The 22,331-nt window shown below is 68.6% G+C and carries 21 protein-coding genes; 11 read left to right on the top strand and 10 right to left on the bottom strand.

The window, feature by feature from the left end:
- Positions 1–51: 51 nt before the first annotated feature.
- A complete protein-coding gene (locus AC1RSK_RS04610; RefSeq protein ID WP_492905955.1) occupies positions 52–903 on the top strand; it encodes a dienelactone hydrolase family protein in 852 nt (283 codons plus the stop codon).
- Between the two features lie 157 nt (positions 904–1,060).
- Here the strand turns inward: AC1RSK_RS04610 and AC1RSK_RS04605 are convergent, their stop codons facing one another.
- Both AC1RSK_RS04605 and AC1RSK_RS04600 read right to left on the bottom strand, forming a co-directional pair.
- A complete protein-coding gene (locus tag AC1RSK_RS04605) occupies positions 1,061–1,450 on the bottom strand; it encodes a PaaI family thioesterase (protein ID WP_492905953.1) in 390 nt (129 codons plus the stop codon).
- Between the two features lie 66 nt (positions 1,451–1,516).
- Positions 1,517–2,512, bottom strand: a complete 996-nt coding sequence (locus AC1RSK_RS04600) for an aldo/keto reductase (protein WP_492905951.1) — start codon at positions 2,510–2,512, stop codon at positions 1,517–1,519.
- A 93-nt stretch (positions 2,513–2,605) separates the two neighbouring features.
- On the opposite strand from AC1RSK_RS04600, the gene AC1RSK_RS04595 reads away from it, so the two are divergent.
- Complete coding sequence (locus AC1RSK_RS04595; RefSeq protein WP_492905949.1) at positions 2,606–3,502, top strand: LysR family transcriptional regulator; 897 nt, start codon at positions 2,606–2,608, stop codon at positions 3,500–3,502.
- A gap of 50 nt (positions 3,503–3,552) precedes the next feature.
- The gene (locus tag AC1RSK_RS04590; protein WP_492905947.1) at positions 3,553–4,086 is read left to right on the top strand and encodes a hypothetical protein; all 534 of its coding nucleotides are present in this window, start codon (positions 3,553–3,555) and stop codon (positions 4,084–4,086) included.
- Positions 4,087–4,228: 142 nt separating this feature from the next.
- Here AC1RSK_RS04590 and AC1RSK_RS04585 read toward each other — a convergent pair whose 3' ends face one another.
- On the bottom strand, positions 4,229–4,543 hold the full coding sequence (locus tag AC1RSK_RS04585; protein WP_492905945.1) for a hypothetical protein: 315 nt from the start codon (positions 4,541–4,543) through the stop codon (positions 4,229–4,231).
- 160 nt (positions 4,544–4,703) lie between these two features.
- Here AC1RSK_RS04585 and AC1RSK_RS04580 point away from each other — a divergent pair, with 160 nt between their 5' ends.
- The 4 genes from AC1RSK_RS04580 to AC1RSK_RS04565 all read left to right on the top strand — a co-directional run bounded on the left by AC1RSK_RS04580 (position 4,704) and on the right by AC1RSK_RS04565 (position 9,219).
- A complete protein-coding gene (locus tag AC1RSK_RS04580; protein WP_492905943.1) occupies positions 4,704–5,741 on the top strand; it encodes an aspartate-semialdehyde dehydrogenase in 1,038 nt (345 codons plus the stop codon).
- Positions 5,742–5,825: 84 nt separating this feature from the next.
- A complete protein-coding gene (gene rarD, locus AC1RSK_RS04575; RefSeq protein WP_492905941.1) occupies positions 5,826–6,734 on the top strand; it encodes an EamA family transporter RarD in 909 nt (302 codons plus the stop codon).
- Between the two features lie 192 nt (positions 6,735–6,926).
- A complete protein-coding gene (locus AC1RSK_RS04570) occupies positions 6,927–8,258 on the top strand; it encodes a serine hydrolase domain-containing protein (RefSeq protein ID WP_492905939.1) in 1,332 nt (443 codons plus the stop codon).
- Positions 8,259–8,307: 49 nt separating this feature from the next.
- The gene (locus AC1RSK_RS04565; RefSeq protein WP_492905937.1) at positions 8,308–9,219 is read left to right on the top strand and encodes a DeoR family transcriptional regulator; all 912 of its coding nucleotides are present in this window, start codon (positions 8,308–8,310) and stop codon (positions 9,217–9,219) included.
- Here the strand turns inward: AC1RSK_RS04565 and AC1RSK_RS04560 are convergent.
- Positions 9,216–10,340, bottom strand: coding sequence for a serine hydrolase domain-containing protein (locus AC1RSK_RS04560; protein WP_492905935.1), 1,125 nt, complete (start codon positions 10,338–10,340; stop codon positions 9,216–9,218). The two genes, AC1RSK_RS04565 and AC1RSK_RS04560, sit on opposite strands and share 4 nt — an antisense overlap.
- Entirely contained in the window at positions 10,337–11,185 is an 849-nt protein-coding gene (locus AC1RSK_RS04555) for a bifunctional hydroxymethylpyrimidine kinase/phosphomethylpyrimidine kinase (protein WP_492905933.1), read from the bottom strand. Before AC1RSK_RS04555 ends, AC1RSK_RS04560 begins: the two co-directional genes overlap by 4 nt.
- 125 nt (positions 11,186–11,310) lie before the next feature.
- Between AC1RSK_RS04555 and AC1RSK_RS04550 the strand changes: the two genes are divergently transcribed.
- Positions 11,311–11,724 (top strand): hypothetical protein, encoded by a 414-nt coding sequence (locus tag AC1RSK_RS04550; RefSeq protein ID WP_492905931.1) that lies wholly within the window; start codon positions 11,311–11,313, stop codon positions 11,722–11,724.
- Positions 11,725–11,788: 64 nt separating this feature from the next.
- On the opposite strand, the gene ahcY is transcribed toward AC1RSK_RS04550, so the two are convergent.
- Both ahcY and AC1RSK_RS04540 read right to left on the bottom strand, forming a co-directional pair.
- A complete protein-coding gene (ahcY, locus tag AC1RSK_RS04545; protein WP_492905929.1) occupies positions 11,789–13,180 on the bottom strand; it encodes an adenosylhomocysteinase in 1,392 nt (463 codons plus the stop codon).
- Positions 13,181–13,263: 83 nt separating this feature from the next.
- A complete protein-coding gene (locus AC1RSK_RS04540; protein WP_492905928.1) occupies positions 13,264–14,973 on the bottom strand; it encodes a M61 family metallopeptidase in 1,710 nt (569 codons plus the stop codon).
- 125 nt (positions 14,974–15,098) lie between these two features.
- Here AC1RSK_RS04540 and AC1RSK_RS04535 point away from each other — a divergent pair, with 125 nt between their 5' ends.
- From AC1RSK_RS04535 to AC1RSK_RS04525, 3 genes are all read left to right on the top strand, one after another.
- Positions 15,099–16,409: a metal-dependent hydrolase family protein gene (locus tag AC1RSK_RS04535; protein ID WP_492905926.1), complete on the top strand. Its 1,311-nt coding sequence runs from the start codon at positions 15,099–15,101 to the stop codon at positions 16,407–16,409.
- Between the two features lie 249 nt (positions 16,410–16,658).
- The gene (bioB, locus tag AC1RSK_RS04530) at positions 16,659–17,660 is read left to right on the top strand and encodes a biotin synthase BioB (protein WP_492905924.1); all 1,002 of its coding nucleotides are present in this window, start codon (positions 16,659–16,661) and stop codon (positions 17,658–17,660) included.
- Between the two features lie 256 nt (positions 17,661–17,916).
- Positions 17,917–20,685 (top strand): M16 family metallopeptidase, encoded by a 2,769-nt coding sequence (locus AC1RSK_RS04525; RefSeq protein ID WP_492905922.1) that lies wholly within the window; start codon positions 17,917–17,919, stop codon positions 20,683–20,685.
- A gap of 136 nt (positions 20,686–20,821) precedes the next feature.
- Here AC1RSK_RS04525 and AC1RSK_RS04520 read toward each other — a convergent pair whose 3' ends face one another.
- From AC1RSK_RS04520 to AC1RSK_RS04510, 3 genes are all read right to left on the bottom strand, one after another.
- Positions 20,822–21,196, bottom strand: a complete 375-nt coding sequence (locus tag AC1RSK_RS04520; RefSeq protein WP_492905920.1) for an endonuclease domain-containing protein — start codon at positions 21,194–21,196, stop codon at positions 20,822–20,824.
- 92 nt (positions 21,197–21,288) lie between these two features.
- Positions 21,289–21,591 (bottom strand): winged helix-turn-helix domain-containing protein, encoded by a 303-nt coding sequence (locus AC1RSK_RS04515; RefSeq protein WP_492905918.1) that lies wholly within the window; start codon positions 21,589–21,591, stop codon positions 21,289–21,291.
- A 28-nt stretch (positions 21,592–21,619) separates the two neighbouring features.
- Entirely contained in the window at positions 21,620–22,246 is a 627-nt protein-coding gene (locus AC1RSK_RS04510) for a hypothetical protein (protein WP_492905917.1), read from the bottom strand.
- Between the last annotated feature and the right edge of the window lie 85 nt (positions 22,247–22,331).

Raw genomic sequence — 22,331 nt, 5'->3', positions numbered from 1 at the left:
CCGCGGGGTTGATCCAGACTGCCGGTCTGCTCACCCCCGCAGGAGTCTCCCATGCCCCTCGACGACGACATGCCGCCCGGCATCGCCCACGATCCGAAGATCTCCCGCCGGGGCTTCGGCCTCGCTTCCCTGGCCGTCGGCTCGGCGGCGGCCGCGCCGGCGCTCGCCCTGACCGAGAAGCATGTCATGGAGATGGACGTCTCCGTGCCAACGCCCGACGGGACCTGCGACGCCGCCTTCTTCCACGGCAAGAAGGCCGCGCCCGGCGTGGTCATCATCCCCGACATTGTCGGCCTGCGCCCGGCCTTCCGGCGCATGGGCCAGCGCCTCGCCGCGTCCGGCTACAGCGTGCTGGTCATCAACCCCTACTATCGCGAGAAGAAGGCCCCGGTCGTCGCCGACACCTTCGACTTCGCCAATCCGACCGACCGCGCCGCCGTCTTCGCCCTGCGCTCCAAGCTGACCGTTCAGACCATCGACACCGACACCGCCGCCTTCGTCGACTGGCTGGGCAAGAGCAAGCATGTGTCCAAGGCCAAGGTCGGCTTCACCGGCTACTGCATGGGCGGCGCCTTCGTCGTCCGCGCCGCCGCCATCCGGCCGGACCGGGTCGGGGCCGGGGCCAGCTGGCACGGCGGCGGCCTGACCACCGCCGCCCCCGACAGCCCCCATCTGCTGGCCCCGAAGATCAAGGCGGCCATGTATTTCGGCATCGCCCAGGACGACGACGCCAAGCAGCCCGAGAGCAAGACCATGCTCAAGCAGGCTTTCGAGGGCGCCGGCGTCGAAGTCTACAAGGCCAACCACGGCTGGTGCGTCCCGGGCTCGGCCGCCTACAACGAGGCCGAAGCCGAGCGGGCCTGGAGTGAGCTGCTGAAGCTGTACAAACGGGCGCTGGTTTAGAGTTCCTCCCCCTTCGGGGGAGGTGGCAGCGGCGAAGCCGCTGACGGAGGGGGTCACCGCTCACGTCAGCGGGTAAACCTGTTCGAAGCTGAACCGCTGGTGGGGACCCCCTCCACCATCGCTTCGCGATGGTCCCCCTCCCCCGAAGGGGGAGGAACTAGCCTCCCAGCACCATCTGCGTCTGCGTTACCAGCCCGACCAGCTTGCCGTTCTCCCCTTCGATCCGGGTCTGCCAGACGCTGGTCCGGCCGCCGATATGGATCGGCGTCGCCGTCCCGGTGACCGTCGTGCCGGCCTTGGCGGCGCCCAGGAAGTTGGTCTTGCTCTCCAGCGTCGTGGTGTGCTGTCCCGCCGCCAGGTTGAGGAAGGCCCCGACCGCCCCCAGGCTGTCGGCGAAGGCCATCACCGCCCCGCCGTGCAGGATGCCGCCGGCGGTGCAGAGGTCGTCGCGGACCAGCAGCCTGCCGACCACCTTGTCCTTCGATGCGTCCGTGAACTCGACGCCCATCAGCTTGGCGAACGGCAGGGCGGCGGCGTCGAAGGTCATGGCGGGGCTCCTTGGGCCGGCAACATGCCAGCCGCCCGGCCGCCGCGCCATGACCTCGGACGTAGGCTACTTCTCGCTGTCGAGGTGGGCCATCAGCGCCGTCGGATAGCGGTCGCCCCTGGCCGCGCCCTTCGGCGCCGCCGCCTCGATGGCCGCCAGGTCGGCCGGCGTCAGGGTGACGTCCAGCGCCCCCAGCGCCTCGGCCAGCCGCTCGCGCTTGCGGGCCCCGACCAGCGGTATGATGTCGTCGCCCTGCGCCGCCACCCACGCGATGGCCAGCTGGGCCGTGGTCACGCCCTTCTCCGCCGCCACCCGGCCGAGCGCCTCGGCCAGGCTGAGGTTATGGTCGAGGTTCTCGCCCTGGAAGCGCGGGCTCATCACCCGGAAGTCGCGGCCACCGGCCGGCCGTTCCTTCTGCCAGTGACCGCTGATCAGCCCCCGGGCCAGCACGCCATAGGCGGTGATGCCGATGCCCAGCTCACGGCAGGTCGGCAGGATCGCCGCCTCGATGCCCCGGCTGATCACCGAATACTCGATCTGCAGGTCGCAGATGGCGTGGGTCGCCGCCGCCTTGCGGATGGTCTCGGGTCCGACTTCCGACAGCCCGATGTGGCGCACGTAGCCCGCCTGCACCATCTCGCCGATGGCCCCGATGGTGTCCTCGATCGGCACGTCCGGATCCAGCCGCGAGGGGCGGTAGACGTCCAGGTAATCGACCTGCAGCCGGCGCAGCGACATGGTCAGGTAGTTCTTCAGGGCGTCCGGCCGGCAGTCGTAGCCGACGAAGGCGCCGTCCGGTCCGCGCAAGGCCCCGAACTTGACGCTCAGCTGGTAGCGGTCGCGCGCCACGCCCTTCAGCGCCTCGGCCAGCAGCATCTCGTTGTGGCCACTGCCGTAGAAGTCGCCGGTGTCGATCAGGGTGACGCCGGCCTCCAGCGCCGCATGGACGGTGGCGATGCTCTCGGCCCGATCGGACGGGCCGTACATGTCGCTCATGCCCATGGCGCCGAGGCCGAGGGCGGAAACGGTCGGGCCTGTGCGGCCGAGGGGACGGGTCTGCATGGGAAACACTCCTTCTTCGCCGCGTCTTATGCCCCGGCCGCCGTTGTGCGATAATCCATCCCATTCGTCACGGCCCGTACGGAAATTCGCACAATGGATCTCGCCGACCTCGACGCCTTCACCGCCGTCGCCCGGGCCCGCGGTTTCCGCGCCGCCGCCGTCGGCCGCGGGGTCTCGGCCTCGACCCTCAGCCAGGCCGTTCGCCGGCTGGAGGACAGGCTCGGCGTTCGCCTGCTCAACCGCACCACCCGCAGCGTCTCCCTGACCGAGGCCGGTGCCCGGCTGCTTGAACGGCTCGAACCGGCCCTGGGCGGCGTCGCCAGCGCCCTGGAGGCGGTCAACGCCTTCCGCGACACGCCGCTGGGCACGCTGCGCCTGAACGTCTCCGGCGTCGTCGCCCGGCTGATCCTGCCGCCGATGCTGCCGGGATTCCTCAGCCAAAACCCCGGCGTCACCGCCGAGGTCATCGTCGAGGACAGCTTCGTCGACATCTTCGCCGCCGGCTTCGACGCCGGAGTGCGCTTCGAAGAAGCGCTGGAGCAGGACATGATCGCCGTGCCCATCAGCCCGCCCATGCGCTTCGCCCTGGTCGCCTCGCCCGCCTACCTCGCCGCCCGGGGCACGCCGCGGCACCCGGCCGAACTGGCCGGTCACGCCTGCGTCCGCCACCGCTTTCCCAGCGGGGCCTCGACGCCCTGGGAGTTCGAGAAGGACGGCGAGATCCTGCGCCTCGCCCCGCCGCGCAGTCCGCTGGTCAGCAACGCCGTCGAGGCCCTGGTCACCGCCGCCGTCGAGGGCGTCGGCCTGATGTTCACCTTCCCGGGCTTCGTCGAGGCGCAGCTGGCCGACGGCCGGCTGGTCGAAATCCTGCACGACTGGTCCCAACCCTTTCCGGGCCCCAGCCTCTACTACCCCAGCCGCCGCCTCGTGCCCGGGCCCTTGCGCGCCTTCGTCGACTACGTGCGCCGCCAGCGGGTGAATCAGGCTTAACTTGCGGACGACCGCCGGGGAGGAGACCGTGGCGGCGGGAGGATTCCATCATGCTGACCCGACTGCTCGTCGCCGGCCTGCTCGTCGCCCTTGCGGCGCCGGCCCTGGCCCAAGCCCAGACCGCGCCGGCGCCCGCCGTGGCAAGCCCGCCCCCGCCGCCCTGCCAGGAGCCCGAGCGCCGGCAGTTCGACTTCTGGGTCGGCAATTGGGATGTCTATCCCACCGGCAAGGAGACCCTGGTCGCCCACAGCACCATCGAGAAGCTCTACGGCGGCTGCGCCGTGCGCGAGAACTGGAAGCCGCTCAAGGGAACCGGCGGCGGCAGCCTCAACGCCTGGCTGCCCGGCGACAAGGGCTGGCGCCAGACCTGGACCGACAGCGGCGGCGCCTGGGCCGAGTTCAAGGGCGGCTGGAACGGCACGGCGATGGTCATCCAGGGCGACTGGGCCGGCACGCTGACCCGCATGACCTACACCCCCGGCCCCGACGGCTCGGTCCGCCAGTTCGGCGAGACCTCGGCCGACAAGGGGGCGACCTGGACGACCAGCTTCGACCTGACGTATCGCAAGGCCAGAGGCGGCTAAGAACTCTCCCTCCCCTTTATGGGGAGGGACGACGGCGAAGCCGTCCGGGTGGGGAAGTCGGATGCAGCGCGCCCCTGCCCGTGAGTACCCCACCCTGGCCGCTTCGCGGCCTGTCCCTCCCCATAAAGGGGAGGGAGAAACGTCAGATCACCGCTTCCGCCACAATGAACTCCGGACTGTCCACGAACCCCATGAACTGGCCCATGATCGCCTGTACCACCCCGCCCGGCATGTCCTCGCCCGTGAAGCCGGCCAGGTCGGGGATGTCGAACACCTCGATGTAGTCGGCGCTGGGCTTGCCCTCGCCGAGCAGCAGGCCGGTCGCCTTGTAGGTCACGAAGCTGGCCACCCGGCGAAGTCCCCGCATGGTCGGGTAGTCGGTGGATCGTATCCACGCCTCATAGTCTTCCTGTGCAGTTTCAGGTTTCAGCTTGTAGGTCAGGAACACGGTCGCCATATCAGGGCCCTCCCAGGCTTGTACGACCAGACCTAGTCCGGATCGGCGCAAGGTAAAGCGTCCGAAAAGGGGGCCTTAACGGGCCTAGAGGTTTCCTCGCCTTGCGTGGGTTCCATCAGGGGCGTATCCGTCCCCGCCTTAGTAAAACTGGAGACTACCGATGGGCTACCGAGTGGCCGTCGTCGGCGCCACGGGCAACGTGGGTCGCGAGCTGTTCAACATCCTCGAGGAACTGGAATTTCCGGTCGACGAGATTCATGCGATCGCGTCCCGCAAATCCATGGGCATGGAAGTCTCCTTCAAAGAGCAGATTCTGAAATGCAAGGATCTGGAGCAGTTCGACTTCACCACCGTCGACATCGTGCTGATGAGCGCCGGCGCCTCGGTCTCCAAGGCCTGGGGCGAGAAGATCGGCCGCGCCGGCCCGGTGGTGATCGATAACTCGAGCCACTTCCGGATGGACCCGGACGTGCCGCTGATCATCCCGGAAGTGAACCCGGACGCCATCGAGGGCTTCCGCGCCAAGAACATCATCGCCAACCCCAACTGCACCACCGCCGGCCTGCTGGTGGCGCTGAAGCCGCTGCATGACGCGGCCAGGGTGAAGCGGATCGTCGTCTCGACCTTCCAGTCGGTGTCCGGCACCGGCAAGGCGGCGATGGACGAGCTGTGGGACCAGACCAAGGGCGTCTTCGTCCTCGGCGCCCCGCCGCCGAAGGTCTACCACAAGCAGATCGCCTTCAACGTGATCCCCCAGTGCGACGTCTTCCTCGACGACGGCTCGGGCGACACCAAGGAAGAGCGCAAGATGCAGGACGAGACCCACAAGATCCTCGATCCGAACATCAAGGTCAGCGTCACCTGCGTGCGGGTGCCGGTCTTCGTCGGCCATAGCGAGGCGGTGAACATCGAGTTCGAAACCGCGCTGGACGACGACGAGGCCCGCGAAATCCTGCGCGAGGCCCCCGGCCTGGTCGTCATCGACAAGCGCGAGGACGGCGGCTACGCCACGGCCAAGGAAGTCCAGGGCGAGTTTCCGGTCTACGTCAGCCGCATCCGCAACGACCCGACCGTCGAGCACGGCCTGTCGCTGTGGGTGGTGTCGGACAACCTGCGCAAGGGCGCCGCCCTCAACGCCGTCCAGATCGCCCAGCTGCTGCACGAGCGTGGCCTGATCAATCAGAAGGCCCTGGCTTAACCGAAAGCGCCGCAACAAGCGGAGCGAATAGGAAGGCCCGGGACCCCAAGGTCCCGGGCCTTCAACTTTTCTGGAGTGTGTGTCTTGCCCAAACCTCAGAATGAAGGCCAGGCCGCCCTGCTGGCGGGGCTCGGGGCCTACGGCATCTGGGGCTTCCTGCCCCTCTATTTCCACCTGCTCGGCGCCCTCGGTGTCGGCACGGCCGAGATGATCGCCCACCGCACGGTGTGGAGCGTCTTCTGGGCGCTCGGCCTGGTCTGGCTGTCGCGCCAGGGCGCCGACGTGCGCCGGGTGCTGACCGAACCGCGGACGCTCGGCCTGCTGGCCCTCTCCACGGCGGCCATCTTCGTCAACTGGGCCATCTATGTGGTGGCGGTGAACGACCACAAGGTCATCGAGGCCAGCCTCGGCTACTACATCAACCCCCTGCTCAATATGGCCGTCGGCGCCCTGTTCTTCCGCGAGCGCATGCCGCTGAGCGGCAAGATCGCCATCGCCCTGGCCACGGTCGGGGTGGCGGTGCAGACCTTTGCGCTCGGTCACCTGCCGCTGATCTCGCTCGGCCTGGCGGTCAGCTTCTGCGCCTACGGGGTCATCCGCAAACAGGTGAAGGCCGACGCCCAGACCGGCCTGTTCTTCGAATGCGCCTACCTGGCCCTGCCGGGGCTGGCCTATGTCGTCTGGCTGCAGTCGAGCGGCGGCGGTCATTTCCTGACCGGCTGGAACGTCGCCCTGCTGCTGCTGGCCGCCGGCCCGGCCACCGTCGCGCCCCTGGCCCTGTTCGCCTGGTCGGCCCGCCGCCTGTCGCTGACCGCGCTCGGCTTCCTGCAGTTCGTCGCGCCCACCCTGCAGTTCTTTGTCGGCCTGGCGCTGGGCGAGCTGTTCACCCCCATGCGGGCCCTGAGTTTCGCCTTCATCTGGGCGGGCGTCGCCGTCTTCGCCTGGGGCGCCTGGCGGATGTCGCGCCGCGCGGTGGTGGCGCCGGCTGAGTGATCCAGTTCCTCCCCCTCTCGGGGGAGGGGGCAGCGGCGCAGCCGCTGACGGAGGGGGTCACCGCGAGCGTTCGCGGCCGCTCTTTCAGCTGCACCGCCGGTGGGGACCCCCTCCACCATCGCTTCGCGATGGTCCCCCTCCCCCGAAGGGGGAGGAACTGTGTATCCTGACCCTTCACCGGAGGCCCTGAGCGTGATTTCCAGACGGACCCTGATGGCGACAGCCGCCGCCGCCGCAGCCTCCCCCGCCCCCCTCGCTGTGTCTTGGGCGCAGGACGACCCCTTCTCCCGCCTGCTCACCGGGGCCGGCGATGCCAAGCGCGCCATCCCCGGCTATGCCGCCATCGCCTTCCGCAAGCCTGACCAGACCGCCGTCCTCGCCAAGGCCGGCGGCTACGCCGTCGATGGCCTCGAAGCGGGGCGGATCATGCGCACCGAATCGCCGATGCGCATCGCCTCCATCTCCAAGCTGGTCGCCGCCATCGGCTTCATGATGTTGCAGCAGCAAGGCCGCATCGGCCTCGACGAAGACGTCTCCGAACTCCTGCGCTTTTCCCTGCGCCATCCGCTGTTCCCCGATGTCCCGATCACCCCGCGCATGCTGCTCAGCCACACCAGCGGCCTGCGCAATGGTCCCAGCTACCCGGTCGGCCTCGGCCGCCAGCTGGCCGACGCCCTGACCCCGGCCGGCAAGCAGTGGGACAATGGCGCCTGGTTCGGCCCCGCCACCCAGCCGCCCGGCCAGTACTTCGCCTACGCCGACGTCAACTTCGCCGTCATCGCCCAGCTGATCGAGCGGATGACCGGCATGCGCTTCGACCTCTACATGACCCGCCGGGTGTTCGAGCCCCTGGGCCTGGCGTGCGGCTACAACTGGTCGGGCGTGCCGCAGCGGCTGCGGAACTACGGCGCCGCCCTCTACCGCAAGGCGCCGTCCGAGGAGGGCCCGTGGAACGCCGCCGGTCCCTGGCGGGCCCAGCTCGACGCGACGATCCCCAAAGAGCCCGAGATCGCCGTCACCCGCTCGCCCGAGGGCGAGACCCTGCGCCTGACTCCCGACGAGTACGAGGGCGGCAATGGCTTCGTCTTCTCGCCGCAAGGGGGCCTGCGGGCCAGCGCCCGCGACCTGGAGGTCATCGCCCGCCTGCTGGCCGGCGGCGGCCAGGTCGACACCGTCCGCCTGCTCAAGCCCGAGACGGTGCAGCTGATGGCCACCCCCGTCTGGCGCTACGACGCTGCCAGCCCCAACGGCGACGCCTATGGCGGGGCCATCCTCGCCTATGGCCTGGGCGTGCAGATCCTCACCGACGCCGGCGGCGACAGCCTGTTCCCGGACTGCGCCGGCTGGATCGGCCACGCCGGCGACGCCTACGGCCTGGTCTCCGGGCTGTGGGTGCAGCCCTCGACCGGGCGCGGCATGACCTATCTGGTCAATGGCGTGGCCGCCCCGTTCGAAGCGCTTCGCGGCCGTTCGAAGTTCACCGTCATCGAGGAACAGATCGCCAGCGTGCTGTCGGTCGCCTGAGGCGCGGCGCCGCGTCGCCGGTTTGGCAGAACCGTGTTATCGTCCAGCCATGGGCGATGACCAGATCAAGCATCGCGCCGTGGCGCGGGCCTTTGGCGAGATGGTCCTGCAGTGGATCCAGGCCATTGCCCGGCCGTTCGGCGGGGAATACGAGCTGGCGGTGCTGCTGGTCGCCATCCAGCAGGCCAACCGGCCGCCAGGTTGGGAAGGCCCGCCTCGCCCCATCTCCACCACCGCCGTGGCCCAGTCGCTGGGCGTCTCGCGCGAGACCACCCGTCGCAACGTCATGATGCTGGAGGCGCAGGGCTTCATCCAGCGCGGCGCCGACGGCCTGATCGCCCCGCTGCGCCTCGGCGAGGACGCCGCCGCCCTGGCCGCCCGCCGCGAGCTGTACGACACCGTCTGCCGTTTCATGCAGCATCTGCGGGCGGCTGGCGTCGACTTCGCCCAGCAGGAAGGGCCCGACCTGCCGCCGCCCGGACCGGAGCCGAGCCCGCGCCAGCGGCTGCTGCTGGTCGGCCGCATCTATGACCATTTCATCCTGCGCTGGGTGGAGAGCGCCATCCGTGACTTCGACGGCGACCTGCGGCTGATGCTGGTCCACACCGCCGTCATCCTGGCCAACGAGTGGCCGCTGCTCGAGGACGCCCGGCTGAACGCCTTCTACGGCGGCTTCGTGCCGCCGCCCGACTCCCTGCGCCGTCCGGTCACCATCGCTGCCCTGGCCGGCATGACCGGCCTGTCGCGCGAAACCACCCGCCGGTTCGTCGCCAAGCTGGAGGCCGAGACCTTCGTCGGCCGCACGCCGGCCGGCGTCCTGTCGCGGATGGAGGGCCGGCATCTGGACTTCTGCGTCCGGCGGGTGATCGACCTCTATCCGAACATCCGCCAGTTCGTGCTCATCCTGCGGGCGGAGGGCGTGACCTTCGCCCGGCAGGCCGCCGAGCAAAACGTCGCCTAGAGGCTCTCGTAGGCAGCGTTGATCAGCCGCCGGCTGCGCGGGTCGCCGATCAGGTGGACGTCCTGGCGGTTCATCACATAGGCGCCGGACAGCCGCGCCGCCGGGTCGGCGAAGGCGCAGCTGCCGCCCCAGCCACTGTGGCCGAAGGTCTCGACGCTGGGGCCGAAGAACATGTTGGGCGGGTTGCGCATGTAGCCGGCCCCCCAGCTGAGCACATAGGGCAGCACCAGGTCCTGGCCCTTGATCCGCTGGGCCCGCGCCTCGTCGCGCACCTTGGGCGACAGGACATGGACGCCGTCGATGTCACCGGCGCCCGCCAGGGCGCCCATGAATTTCGCCAGCGCCTGCGCCGTGGCGTGGCCGTTGGCCGACGGCACTTCCAGGCGCCGCCACTCCGGCCCGCGGCCGTTGGGCGCCGCCCAGGGGCTCAGGAAGGCGGCCCGCTTGGGGTCGGTGACCTCGCCAAACTGCGGCAGGGCGCCGGGGGGTTTGAGCTCAGCGACACGGCCGTGCTCTTCGTCGGGCAGGCCGATCCACAGGTCGAGGCCGGCCGGATCGCAGATGTCGGCCTTCAACGCCGTGCCCATCGAGCGGCCGTCGACCCGGCGGAAAATCTCGGCGGTCAGGTAGCCCACGGTCAGGGCGTGGTAGCCGCTGGCGCTGCCCGGCGGCCACATCGGGGCCATGACGGCCAGCTTTTCGGCGATGGCGGCCGGATCGAACCACAACGCGGGGTCCATCTCGGCCACAAAACCCGGCAGCCCGGCCTGGTGCGACAGAACCTGGGCGACGGTGATCGCCTCCTTGCCGTTCTGGGCGAACTCGGGCCAGACCTCGGCGACCGGCTGGTCGAAGGCCAGTTTCCCCTGCTCGACCAGGCGGGCGATCATCGTCGCGGCGATGGCCTTGGTGGTCGAATAGACCATGGTCAGGGTGCGCTGATCGAAAGGCCGCGTCTGCTTGCGGTCGGCATGGCCGGCCCACAGGTCGACGACCAGTTCGTCCTCATGCACCAGGCTGAACCGCGCGCCCAGCTCCAGCCCCTCGGCGAAGTTGGCTTCGAAGGCTTCCCAGACCGCCGAGAAGGCGACGTCGCAGTGGCCGTGGATGTCAGGGGTCACGCCAGCCGCTCCATGCGCACGGTCGGGCTGGCGTTCTTGATCTTGGGCCCCATGGCCACGATCGGCAGCTCCGGCGACTGCCAGATGGCGGCCGCCGCGACGGTTTCCGCCAACCCGCCGACGGCCCGCGCCAGGCCGTAGGACGGCGTCTGGCCCTCCAGCATTGCCGCCGCGAACAGGGCGGCCAGCAGGTCGCCCGTGCCGCTGGGCACATTGTCCTGCTTCTGGTGCGCCGCCAGCCAGGCCTCGCGCTTGTCGGCGAAGACGACGCCGATCTCGCCGCCGCGCATCACCGAGGAGACCAGCGCCGGCCGCCCCATGCTGCGCGCCGCCCGCACCGCCGAGGCCGGGTCGCGCACGTCCAGCGACGACAGCCGCTGCAGCTCCCAGGCGTTGGGGGTGATCAGGTCGGCGCGGGGGACCAGGTCGTCCTGGATGGCGCTGGCGACATCGGCTCCGACATAGAGCCCCTTGCCAGCGTCGCCCATCACCGGGTCGACGACGATGTAGGGCTTGCGGGCGAAGGCCCCCTCGCGCGGGGCGGCGCGCACCGCATCGATGGCCCGGCCGGCCGCCCGCACCTGTTCGACGGAGGCGAAATAGCCGGTGATCACCAGGTCGACCAGGCCGAACAGCCCGTTGGCCTCGACCCCGTCCAGCATCCCTTCGAACGCCTCGATCGGCACCTGCGCCCCACCCGGCGCGCCCCAGCCGGGGTGGCGGCCGTAGAGCACGGTGGGGATGTGCACCGGATCGATCTTGAAATTGGCCAGCGCCAGCGCCTGGGCCGAACCGCCCACGCGGCTGCCTGCGACGTGGCTGGAAAGAAGGAGCGCCATGGGCATGGCCAAGGGATTAGCGGAGGCGCGGGCGGCGCGCCATGGCCTTTTGACAGACAGACGCCCCAGAAAGGCGTGGGGTTGCAAGTACACAATCTTGCATTGTAATTTCGCTTGATGGGGGGCTGACCATGGATGGCGGGACAACTGTACTGGCGCTGATCGCCCTGGTTCTCTTGGGACTGGGCATAAGCAAGGCCCGGAAGCCGCGGGAAATGCGCATCCAGGCCTATTCGGCGGGACAGGCGGTCTTCTGGTATTTCGCCAGCAGCGTGCTGTTCGGCCTCTACGGCTTCTTCGCCGCGCCCTTGTTTCACGCCGCCTGCAGCTATTCCGACGAGTGGTGGGTGGGCGCTCTCAAGGCCGCCGTCCCGGCCTGTATCGTCGCGACGATCATTGTCTTGGTCGTGTTCCCGAAGGCCTTCTGGGACCAGGGGCCAGCGCTACGCAAATCCAGTTCCATGCTGGCCGGCATGGAGAAGATCGGTGGAACCGTGCTGCTCGGCGTCATCGGTTACCATTGGTACCTGCTCGCCAACTGCTAGACCGGCAAGAAAGAGGGGCGGAGACCTGCGCCTCCGCCCCTTCATCAATCGGCTTTCGCGGGTCCTAGTAGCGGTAGTGATCCGGCTTGAACGGCCCTTGCTCGGGCACACCGATGTAGTCGGCCTGTTCCTTGCGCAGGGTGGTCAGCTTGGCGCCCAGCTTGGCCAGGTGGAGCATGGCCACCTTCTCATCGAGGTGCTTGGGCAGGGTGTAGACGTTGTTGTCGTACTTGGACTTGTTGGTCCACAGCTCGATCTGGGCCAGCGTCTGGTTGGTGAACGACGCCGACATCACGAAGCTCGGGTGGCCGGTGGCGTTGCCCAGGTTCACCAGGCGGCCTTCCGACAGCAGGATGACCTTCTTGCCGTCCGGGAACTCGATGTGGTGGACCTGCGGCTTGATCTCGTCCCACTTGAAGTTCTTCAGGCCAGCGACCTGAATTTCCGAGTCAAAGTGGCCGATGTTGCAGACGATCGCATTGTTCTTCATCGCCCGCATGTGGTCGACGGTGATGACGTCCTTGTTGCCCGTGGCGGTGACGAAGATGTCGGCGCGGCCGGCGCTGTCGTCCAGGGTCTGGACCTCATAGCCTTCCATCGCCGCCTGCAGAGCGCAGATCGGGTCGATCTCGGTGACGATGACGCGGGCGCCGCCCTGGCGCAGCGAAGCCGCCGAGCCCTTGCCGACGTCGCCGTAGCCGCAGACCACGGCCACCTTGCCCGACAGCATCACGTCGGTGCCCCGGCGGATGGCGTCGACCAGGCTTTCGCGGCAGCCGTACAGGTTGTCGAACTTCGACTTGGTGACGCTGTCGTTGACGTTGATGGCCGGGAACGGCAGGTCGCCGGCGGCGGCCATCTGGTAGAGGCGGTGGACGCCCGTGGTGGTCTCTTCCGAGACGCCGGTGACGCTGTCGCGGATCGCCGAATAGAAGCCGGGCTTCTCCGCGATGTACTTCTTCATCACCGCGAACAGGGCTTCCTCTTCCTCGTTCTGCGGGTTGGAAAGGACGCTGATGTCCTTCTCGGCCTTGGGGCCCAGCACGCAGAGCAGGGTGGCGTCGCCGCCGTCGTCGAGGATCAGGTTGGGGTAGCCGCCGTCATGCCACTCGAAGATCTTGTGGGCGTATTCCCAGTACTCGACCAGGGTCTCGCCCTTCAGGGCGAAGACCGGGGTGCCGGTGGCGGCGATGGCCGCGGCGGCGTGGTCCTGGGTGGAGAAGATGTTGCAGCTGGCCCAGCGCACCTCGGCGCCCAGCGCCTGCAGGGTCTCGATCAGCACCGCCGTCTGGATGGTCATGTGCAGGCTGCCGGCGATGCGGGCGCCCTTCAGCGGCTGGTCCTTGCCGAACTCCTCGCGCACGGCCATCAGCCCGGGCATTTCGGTCTCGGCGATGGCGATTTCCTTGCGGCCGTAGTCGGCCAGCGAGATGTCGCGCACGATGTAGTCAGCCACGGAGTGCTCCTTGCGGCGAAAGATGATTGCCGCCGTCTATAGCCGCCGCGCCGCCCCGTAGCAACCGGGATATAAAGATATCCTTATATGCCGCCGATCGCCTTGCGGCAGCGCTCGCGGCCCGCCTTGTCCAAACCCTCGGCCAGACGCGCCGTGCGTAGCGGCATCCGCGCCTTGCCCTCGGGCCGGAAGGTGATGACCCGCTCGGTCTCGCCGTCCTTGACCCGCAGCACGTAAGGAACCCGCGAGTCCCCCGGCGCGCCGCCCTCGCGCTTGAGGATCTTCATGCCGTCGCGCAGGCCGGCGGCATAGGCCGGGCTCTGCGGATCGAGGCCAGTGACGACCCCGCTGGCCGAGGTTTTCGGCACGTCCCAGCCCCGGTCGAACACCGGAACCTGCGCCGTCTCGACGATGACGCAGCCCTTGAACCACGCCCCATCGAGCGGGACGATCTCGCCGTCGTCGATATAGCGGGCGATATCCTCGCTCGGATCCAGCCCCCGCGCCGTCATCATGGCGATCAGCCCCGGCCGCGCTTCGGGAACCTCCTCCCAGGTCTTGGCCGCCCGCACCTGGTTGCGCAGGCCCAGCACGACATTGTCCAGATCGATCCGGCCACCACTCTCGCGCCGCAGCTGCTCGTCCCAGCGCATGGCCAGGAAGGCGCCGCGGCGGTAGGGCATGCGCTGCGCATCGCCGTCGCTCCAGAAGGCCTCGGCCACCTTGGCGTTCGACCAAGCCCGGGCCGGCGAGCCGTCGAACTCGCGGAAGGCGTCGTTGAGGGCGGCGATATACTGCTCCAGGCTCCACACCCGGCCACGCACCTGCGTGCGCCAGGCGTAGAAGTCGGTGAAGCCTTCGCTGAGCCAATAGTCGGTCTGCTCCGGCTCAGGCATCCGAACCATCTCGCGCGGCACCCAGCTGTGGATGTGCTCATGGCCGAGGATGCCGCGCAGTTCGTCACCGACGTCGCCCCGCGTCGAGAACAGGGCGAAGGCGTCGCCCCGCCCGGTGCCGCCCACCGACTGCCAGCCGGCCGGCGCCTCGACCGGGATCAGGGTGACCAGATAGGGCCCCTCGACGTCGTCGAAGAAGTCACGCTGCGCCCCGATCACCTTGGCCACGTCGGTCGCGAAGGCCTCGTTCGTGAACGGCCACTCCCCGCGCATCGCCACTCGCAGCACGCCGCCGGGGATCTTGCGGCTGAGGACATGGACGTCCCTGCCGCCCAGGGCCACGCTCTCGATCACCCCGCCCAGGGTCAGCCGCTCGCCGGCCTTCGGATGCTGCAGGTCCGAGGCGATGGTCCAGTCCTTCGGCCAGCCCGTCCAGGTCACGCTCGCCGCCTGCCGGCCACGACCATCCGGCTGCACCACCCAGGTGTTGCCCAGCAGGTGAAACCAGCCCGGCCGCACGATCGGCCGGTAGGGATTGTCGTCGCCGGCGTCGGGATCGCCGGCATAGCCGTTGTTCACCCGGTAGCGGACGACCAGCATGACGCCGGGCGCATGGCTGGCGATCCGCGACGTCGGCCCATCCTCGCGCACCGTCCCGCCCTCGACAGTCAGGTCCGCCAGATGCCTGTAGAGGCCGTCCTTGCCGCCCCAGCTGTCCGGCAGCGCCAGCCGCGTCTCGCCATCCTCGTCGGCCTGGAAGCGCAGGGTGACGGCGACGGCCGTCAACTGGCCGTCGGCCGTCACCGGCGACAGGTCATAGGTCAGCGACGGCGCCGGCGCGGCCCCCATCAGGGGCAGGGCCAGCAACAGGACAAGCAGGGACAGCAGGCGGTTCATTCCCCATTCCTAGCAATGGCTGGCGCCACTGCACCTTAAATCCTCGCAACCCTACGGCCGGGATGACGGATTGTTTGATCGGATGGAGGGTCCTACGCTGCTCGCCAGTTTGCTGGGGAGTTCGCATGTTCGGAAAGCTCAAGATCGCCGCCGCCGTCGCGGCCGCCGCCCTGCTGGCCGGTTCGGCCGTGGCGCAGGACCCGCCGACCGGCGACCTCATCGTCGTCCATGCCGGAACCCTGCTCGACCGCCCGGGCCAGGCCCCGCGCAAGCAGGCCAGCGTCATCATCCGGGGTGGCAAGGTCGAGGCGGTCAAGGACGGCTACGTCGACATGCCCGGCGCCAAGGTCGTCGACCTGAAAGACAAATTCGTCCTCCCCGGCCTGATCGACAGCCACGTCCACCTCGACAGCGACCGGGCCGGCGTCGAGGGCCTGCTGGTCGGGGTCACCGAGTCGGTCCCGGCCCACGCCTACGAAGCCCAGATGAACGCCAGGAAGACCTTGCAGGCCGGCTTCACCACCGTGCGCAACCTCGGCAGCGGCGACGGGGTGACCCTGGCCCTGCGCGACGCCATCGCCAAGGGCTGGGTCGATGGCCCGCGCATCATCGACGCGGCCTCGGCCATCTCCACCTCCTCGGGCCACATGGACAACCGCCTGGGCCTCAACGAGCAGTTCCGCGAAGCCGTCTCGACGACCAACGTCTGCGATGGCCCGGAAAGCTGCCGCCAGGCCGTGCGGCTGCAGGTCTCGCGCGGCGCCGACGTCATCAAGATCGCCACCACCGGCGGGGTGAACAGCATCATCGGGGCCGGCGTCGGCAAGCAGATGTTCGACGACGAGGCCGAGGCCCTGATCTCGACCGCCCACCTCTACGGCAAGAAGGTCGCCGTCCATGCCCACGGCGCCGACGGCATCAAGCTGGCCCTGATGCACGGCGCCGACAGCATCGAGCACGGCACCATCATGGATGACGAGATCATCAAGCTGTTCCTCAAGAACGGCGCCTACTATGTGCCGACCCTGTCGACCATCAACGGCTACCTCGAGCGCATCGCCAAGGACCCCAACGCCTACAGCCCGGCTGTCCGCGCCAAGATCGACTGGCGCATCAAGATCACCGGCGAGAGCCTGCAGAAGTGCGTGCCGCGCGGGGTGAAGATCGCCTTCGGCACCGACGCCGGCGTCTCCAAGCACGGCCGCAACGCCGACGAGTTCGAGCTGATGGTCAAGTTCGGCATGACCCCGGCGCAGGCCATCCAGGCCGCCACGGTCAACGCCGCCGACCTGCTGGGCCTGTCCAGCGAGGTCGGCAGCCTGGAACCGGGCAAACAGGCGGACCTGATCGCGGTGAGCGGTGATCCGCTGACGGATGTCCGGGTCCTGAAGAGCGTCGGCTTCGTGATGCGGGGTGGGCGGATCTACAAGCAGTAGCGGTGGGGACTGGCTCGCCGCGTCACCGTCCGATCAGGACCAGGCTCCGTCGTCGCCCGGCGTGCCTGTCCCCGACATAGCGCCAGATCGGGGACAGGTTGTCCGTCGGCCGCCGGCTGGTCACCGTCAAATTTCCCCGCGGCGGACAACCAGTCCCCAACACCGAGGCTGCGTGACCCTCCGTGAGGGTTCCCCTGCTCCCTTCCCCGCACTACAAGGACCGCGCCTGATCCCAGCCTGAGGCTCCCCATGAACGCCCCCGTCCAGTTCGCCGACCCCGCCCTGCCCCGCCACGACTGGCGCAAGGACGAGATCGAAGCCCTGTTCGAGCTGCCGTTCATGGAGCTGGTCTTCCAGGCCGCCCAGGTCCATCGCCGCTGGTTCGATCCGTCCGAGCTGCAGCTCTCCCAGCTGCTCAGCGTCAAGACCGGCGGCTGCGCCGAGAACTGCGGCTACTGCAGCCAGTCGGCCAGCTTCAAGACCGGCCTGCAGGCCTCCAAGCTGATGGACGCCGACAGCGTCATCGCCGCCGCCAAGGCGGCCCAGGCCGGCGGCGCGCAACGCTTCTGCATGGGCGCCGCCTGGCGCGACCTCAAGGACCGCGACCTGCCGAAGGTCGCCGAGATGATCGGCGGGGTGAAGGCGCTGGGCCTGGAGACCTGCGCCACCCTCGGCATGCTCACCGCCGACCAGGCCGTGGCCCTGAAGGAAGCCGGCCTCGACTACTACAACCACAACCTCGACACCTCGCCTGAGTACTACGGGACCGTGGTGACCACCCGCACCTACCAGGACCGCCTCGACACCCTGGCCCACGTCCGCGACGCCGGCATGTCGACCTGCTGCGGCGGCATCGTCGGCATGGGCGAGACCCGGTCGGACCGCGCCGGCCTGCTGCACCAGCTGGCCACCCTGCCGGCCCACCCCGACAGCCTGCCGGTCAACGCCCTGGTGCCGGTCGGCGGCACGCCGCTGGGCGACAAGATCAAGATCGAAGGCGAGCTGGACGGCATCGAGTTCGTCCGCACCATTGCCGTCGCCCGCCTGGTCTGCCCCAAGTCGATGGTCCGCCTCTCGGCCGGCCGCGAAGGCATGAGCAAGGAGCTGCAGGCCCTCTGCTTCCTGGCCGGCGCCAACTCCATCTTCGTCGGCGGCAAGCTCCTCACCACCCCGCTGCCGGGCATGGACGAGGACACGCTGATGCTCAGCGACCTCGGCATGCGGCCGATGACGATGAGCGCGCAGGCCTAGTTCCTCCCCCTCTCGGGGGAGGGGGACCATCGCGCAGCGATGGTGGAGGGGGTCCCCACCGGCGGCTCAGCTTCAACAGGTTTACCCGCCGACTCGGGCGGTGCCCCCCTCAGTCAGCGGCTACGCCGCTGCCAGCTCCCCCGGAGGGGGAGCAACTGCCAGCATGACAAAACCGTAATCCCCCCGCGCCCGCATCCGCCTTAGGTTGCGTCATCCGCGGGGGCGTCCCCGCCAGCTTCCAGTCCTGGGGGACTTCATGCATCTCGCCAAACGCCTGCTCGCGGCGACCGCCGTCGCGGCCCTGCTCACCACTCCGCTCGCCTCCCCGGCCCTGGCGCAGAAGGCCAAGGCGCCGGCCGCCGCCCCGGCCCTGCCGAGCATCGACATCCCCTATACAAAGTTCACCCTGGCCAACGGCCTGACCGTCATCGTGCACGAGGACCACAAGGCCCCGATCGTGGCGGTCAACATCTGGTACCACGTCGGCTCCAAGAACGAGCCCGAGGGCAAGACCGGCTTCGCCCACCTCTTCGAACACCTGATGTTCAACGGCTCGGAGAACGCCAACACCGACTGGTTCAAGGCGCTGGAAAAGCTCGGCGCCACCGACATGAACGGCACCACCAACACCGATCGCACCAACTACTTCCAGAACGTGCCGACCGCCGCCCTCGACCAGGTGCTCTACCTGGAGAGCGACCGCATGGGCTGGCTGGTGAACGCCATCGACAAGGCCAAGCTCGATGAGCAGCGCGGCGTCGTCCAGAACGAGAAGCGCCAGGGCCAGAACCAGCCCTACTCGATCGCCTGGGACATCATAACCGCCAGCACCTACGACGCCGACCATCCCTATGGCCACACCGTCATCGGCGAGATGGCCGACCTCGACGCCGCCAGCCTCGATGACGTGAAGACCTGGTTCAAGACCTACTACGGCCCGGCCAACGCCACCCTCGTTTTGGCCGGCGACATCACCCCGGAGCAGGCGAAAGCCAAGGTCGAGCAATACTTCGGCAAGATCCCGGCCGGCCCGCCGGTGACCAAGCAGAAGGTCTGGGTCGCCAAGCGCACCGGCCACCAGCGCGCCGAGGTCCAGGACCGCGTCGCCCAGTCGCGCTGGTACCGCGTCTGGAACACCCCGCAGGCCGGCTCGACCGACTCCGACTACCTCTCCCTGCTCAGCGACGTGCTGGCCTCCGACAAGACCGCCCGCCTCTACAAGCGCCTGGTCTATGAAGACCAGATCGCCACCGCCGTCAGCGCCTTCCAGTCCGAGGCCGAGATCGGCTCGACCTTCCACATCCAGGTCACCGCCAAGCCCGGCGTGCCCCTCTCCCAGATCGAGAAGGTGGTCGAGGAGGAGCTTGCCATCCTTCTGCGCGACGGCCCGACCCAGGCCGAACTCAACAAGATCAAGGTCGACCGCTCGGCCGGCTTCGTGCGCGGCGCCGAGCGCATCGGCGGCTTCGGCGGCAAGTCCGACATCCTGGCCGAATCCCAGGTCTTCCGCGGCAGCCCCGACGCCTACAAACAGACCTTCGAGACCTGGAAGACGGCCACCCCGGCCGACCTCAAGAGGGCCGCCAATACCTGGCTGACCGACGGCGACTTCACCCTCGAGCTGACCCCCTATCCCTACCAGGACGCGGCCCTGCCGGAAGGCAAGCGCGAGCCGGCCCCGCCGGTCGGCCCGATCGCCGCCGCCACCTTCGACAAGTACGAGACCGCCACCCTGTCGAACGGCATGAAGGTCATGCTGGCCCGCCGCACGGCCGTGCCGGTGGTCGAGCTGAACATGATCTTCCCCGGCGGCTACGCCAACCTGCCGGCCGGCGACCGCTCGGTGGCGGGCCTCAGCATGAGCATGCTGGACGAGGGCGCCGGCAACCGTGACGCCCTGACCATCAGCCGCCAGCAGTCGGAACTGGGCGCCAGCCTGTCGTCCGGCGGCGGGTCGCTGTTCTCCTCGGTCGGGCTGTCGGCGCTGAAGGCCAACCTCGATCCCTCGCTCGACCTGATGGCCGACGTGGTCCTGCGCCCGACCTTCCCGCAGGCCGAGCTGGACCGTCTCAAGAAGCTTGAGATCGCCGCCCTGCAACGCTCCAAACAGCAGCCGCAGTCGGTGGCCTTCCGGGTCTTCGCCGAGAAGGTCTATGGGCCCAGCCACCCCTACGGGATCAACGTCACCGAGGAGACGATCAACAGCGTCTCCCGCGAAGACCTGGTCGCCTATCACAAGGCCCAGCTGAACCCGAATGGGGCCATGCTGGTCGCCGTCGGCGACATCACCATGGCCGAGCTGACCGCCAGGCTGGAGGCCCGCTTCGGGGCCTGGAAGGCGCCGACCCCGGCGGTGCGGGCCACCATCCCGCCGCCTTCGCCGGCCCAGAAAGCCATCTACCTGGTCGACAAGCCCGGCGCCCAGCAGACCACCATCCTGGCCGCCATCCCCGCCGCCCCGCGCGACGAGGGCAACGAGCGGTCGGTGGAGCTGATGAACAACGTCTTCGGCGGCTCCTTCGTCAGCCGGCTGAACATGAACCTGCGCGAGGACAAGCACTGGTCCTACGGGGCCAGCAGCTTCATGAACGGCTCGCTCGGCCCGCGCGCCTTCGTGGCCTTCGCCGGCGTGCAGACCGACAAGACCAAGGAATCCATGGTCGAGTTCCGCAAGGAACTGACCGAGGTCGGCGCCAGCCGCCCGATCACCGCCGACGAGCTGGCCAAGGCCCAGACCGACATGACCCAGTCGCTGCCCGGCCAGTGGGAAACCGGCGGCGCCGTCCTCGGCTCGCTGTCGACCCTCTACACTCTGGAGCGCCCCGCCAACTTCTGGGACACCTACGCCCCGGGCCTGAAGGCGGTGGACGTGGCTGGCGTCAACGCCGCCGCCAAGCGGGTGGTCAAGGCCGACGACGTCATCTGGGTGGTGGTCGGCGACCGCGCCAAGATCGAGAAGGACCTCAAGGGGCTGGGCTATGGCCCGGTGATCGTGGTCGATGCGGACGGGAAGGTTGTGAAGTAGTCACCGACTATCGCCTGCCGAAAGCGAATGCCGGCTTCCCGCGAAGCCGGCATTTTCGTTTGGCGTCCTTCTCCCGCTCGCCGGGAGAAGGTGGCCCCCGAAGGGGCCGGATGAGGGCAGCACCGGCTTCGGCCGTCTATCGACCCGCCGCTATCCGAATGGTTTCAAGCACCTTCGCCGTATCGTTCCCGATCTCCGAGTTCTTGAACCGCAGCACCCGATACCCGGCGATCCGCAACCGCGCGTCCCGCTCCCGATCATAGGCGCTATCTTCGTGCGTCGGCCCATCGGCCTCGACAATCAGCCGGGCTTCCACGCACAGGAAGTCCGCGATGTATCCCGCGATCGGAACCTGCCGCCGAAACTTCAACCCGGCCAGTTTCCGTCCGCGCAGATGCTTCCACAGCCACGCCTCGTTCGACGTCGGCTCCTGGCGCATAACCTTCGCTCGGATTTGGTCCTGCATGGTGAACATAAACAGAACATTGTATTGCGAAACGCCGCTCGTCAAGCGCCTGCGCTGCCCTCATCCGCCCCCCTTCGGGGGCCACCTTCTCCCGACAAGCGGGAGAAGGAACGGTGACGCTCCCTACGGGAGAGGGACTATCCCCGCCCTTCCACCAACCGCGCCATGGCGTCCAGATACCCGCGGAACGCCTTCCGCCCCGCCTCCGTGATGCTCACCCGCGTCAGCGGCTTGCGATCCACGAAGCTCTTGTCGATGGCCACGAACCCCGCGTCTTCCAGCTTGCGCAGATGTGCCGACAGGTTCCCGTCCGTCGCCTGCAGCTTCGCCTTCAACCCGTTGAAGTCGGCCGAGCCGGCGCCCGACAGGTAGGCCATGATCCCCAGCCGCACCCGGCCGTGGATGACCTCGTCGATCTTGTCGATGTCGAACTCGTCCATGACGCGGACCTTCCTGACGGCAGCCTGACTAAATCGTGTCCGAGGGTTCCTGACGCATCAGGATGAGGCCCGGCACGAAGGCCAGCAGCAGCAGGGCGCCCGCATAGGCCAGCATCTGCATGGGATGGTTGGTCAAGAGTCCCATGATCACCGCCCCGGCGAAGGAGGCCAGCGCCACCACCCGGATCCAGCCCCTGCCCGACATGTCCGCCGCCACCGACCAGGCCGCCCCGTAGAGGGCCAGGATCATCACCGGGAAGATATAAAACACCTGCTCGCTCTTGGTGACCCAGGCGATGGCGAGCATCCCCAGGAAGGTGGTGAAGATCGCGAAGCCGACCGACGACCAGGCCGAGCCGGTGGCCTTGTTGACCGAGGAATTGGCCCCCGCCTGGCCGCGCGTGCGCTTGATCAGGATGGCGCAGGCGATGCCGAACAGCGCCCCGGCCCCAATCCAGATGCCCAGGAACATCCACTGGCTGACCCGCAGGATGCCTGACTGGACCATCCAATGCAGCACCGAGGCCAGGCCGAAGATCAGCCCGGCGGCGGCGCTGATGCCGCCCCCCAGCATCGGAACCTGACTCCCCTCCTCGGCCAGCGCCCGCATGAAGGCGATGTCGTCACGGACCGATTGAATCTGATCTTTGGTCATCGGGGGCGAATCCCTGAAAAGCCCTGAGTGTGTGCGTCCGTATAGCCACGGCACTTTGCATTGTAAAGTGCTTTTTCGATGTGGT

The organism is Caulobacter sp. GW821-FHT11A05 (genome assembly GCF_058809015.1).
This window is presented reverse-complemented; position numbering and strand designations above follow the sequence as displayed.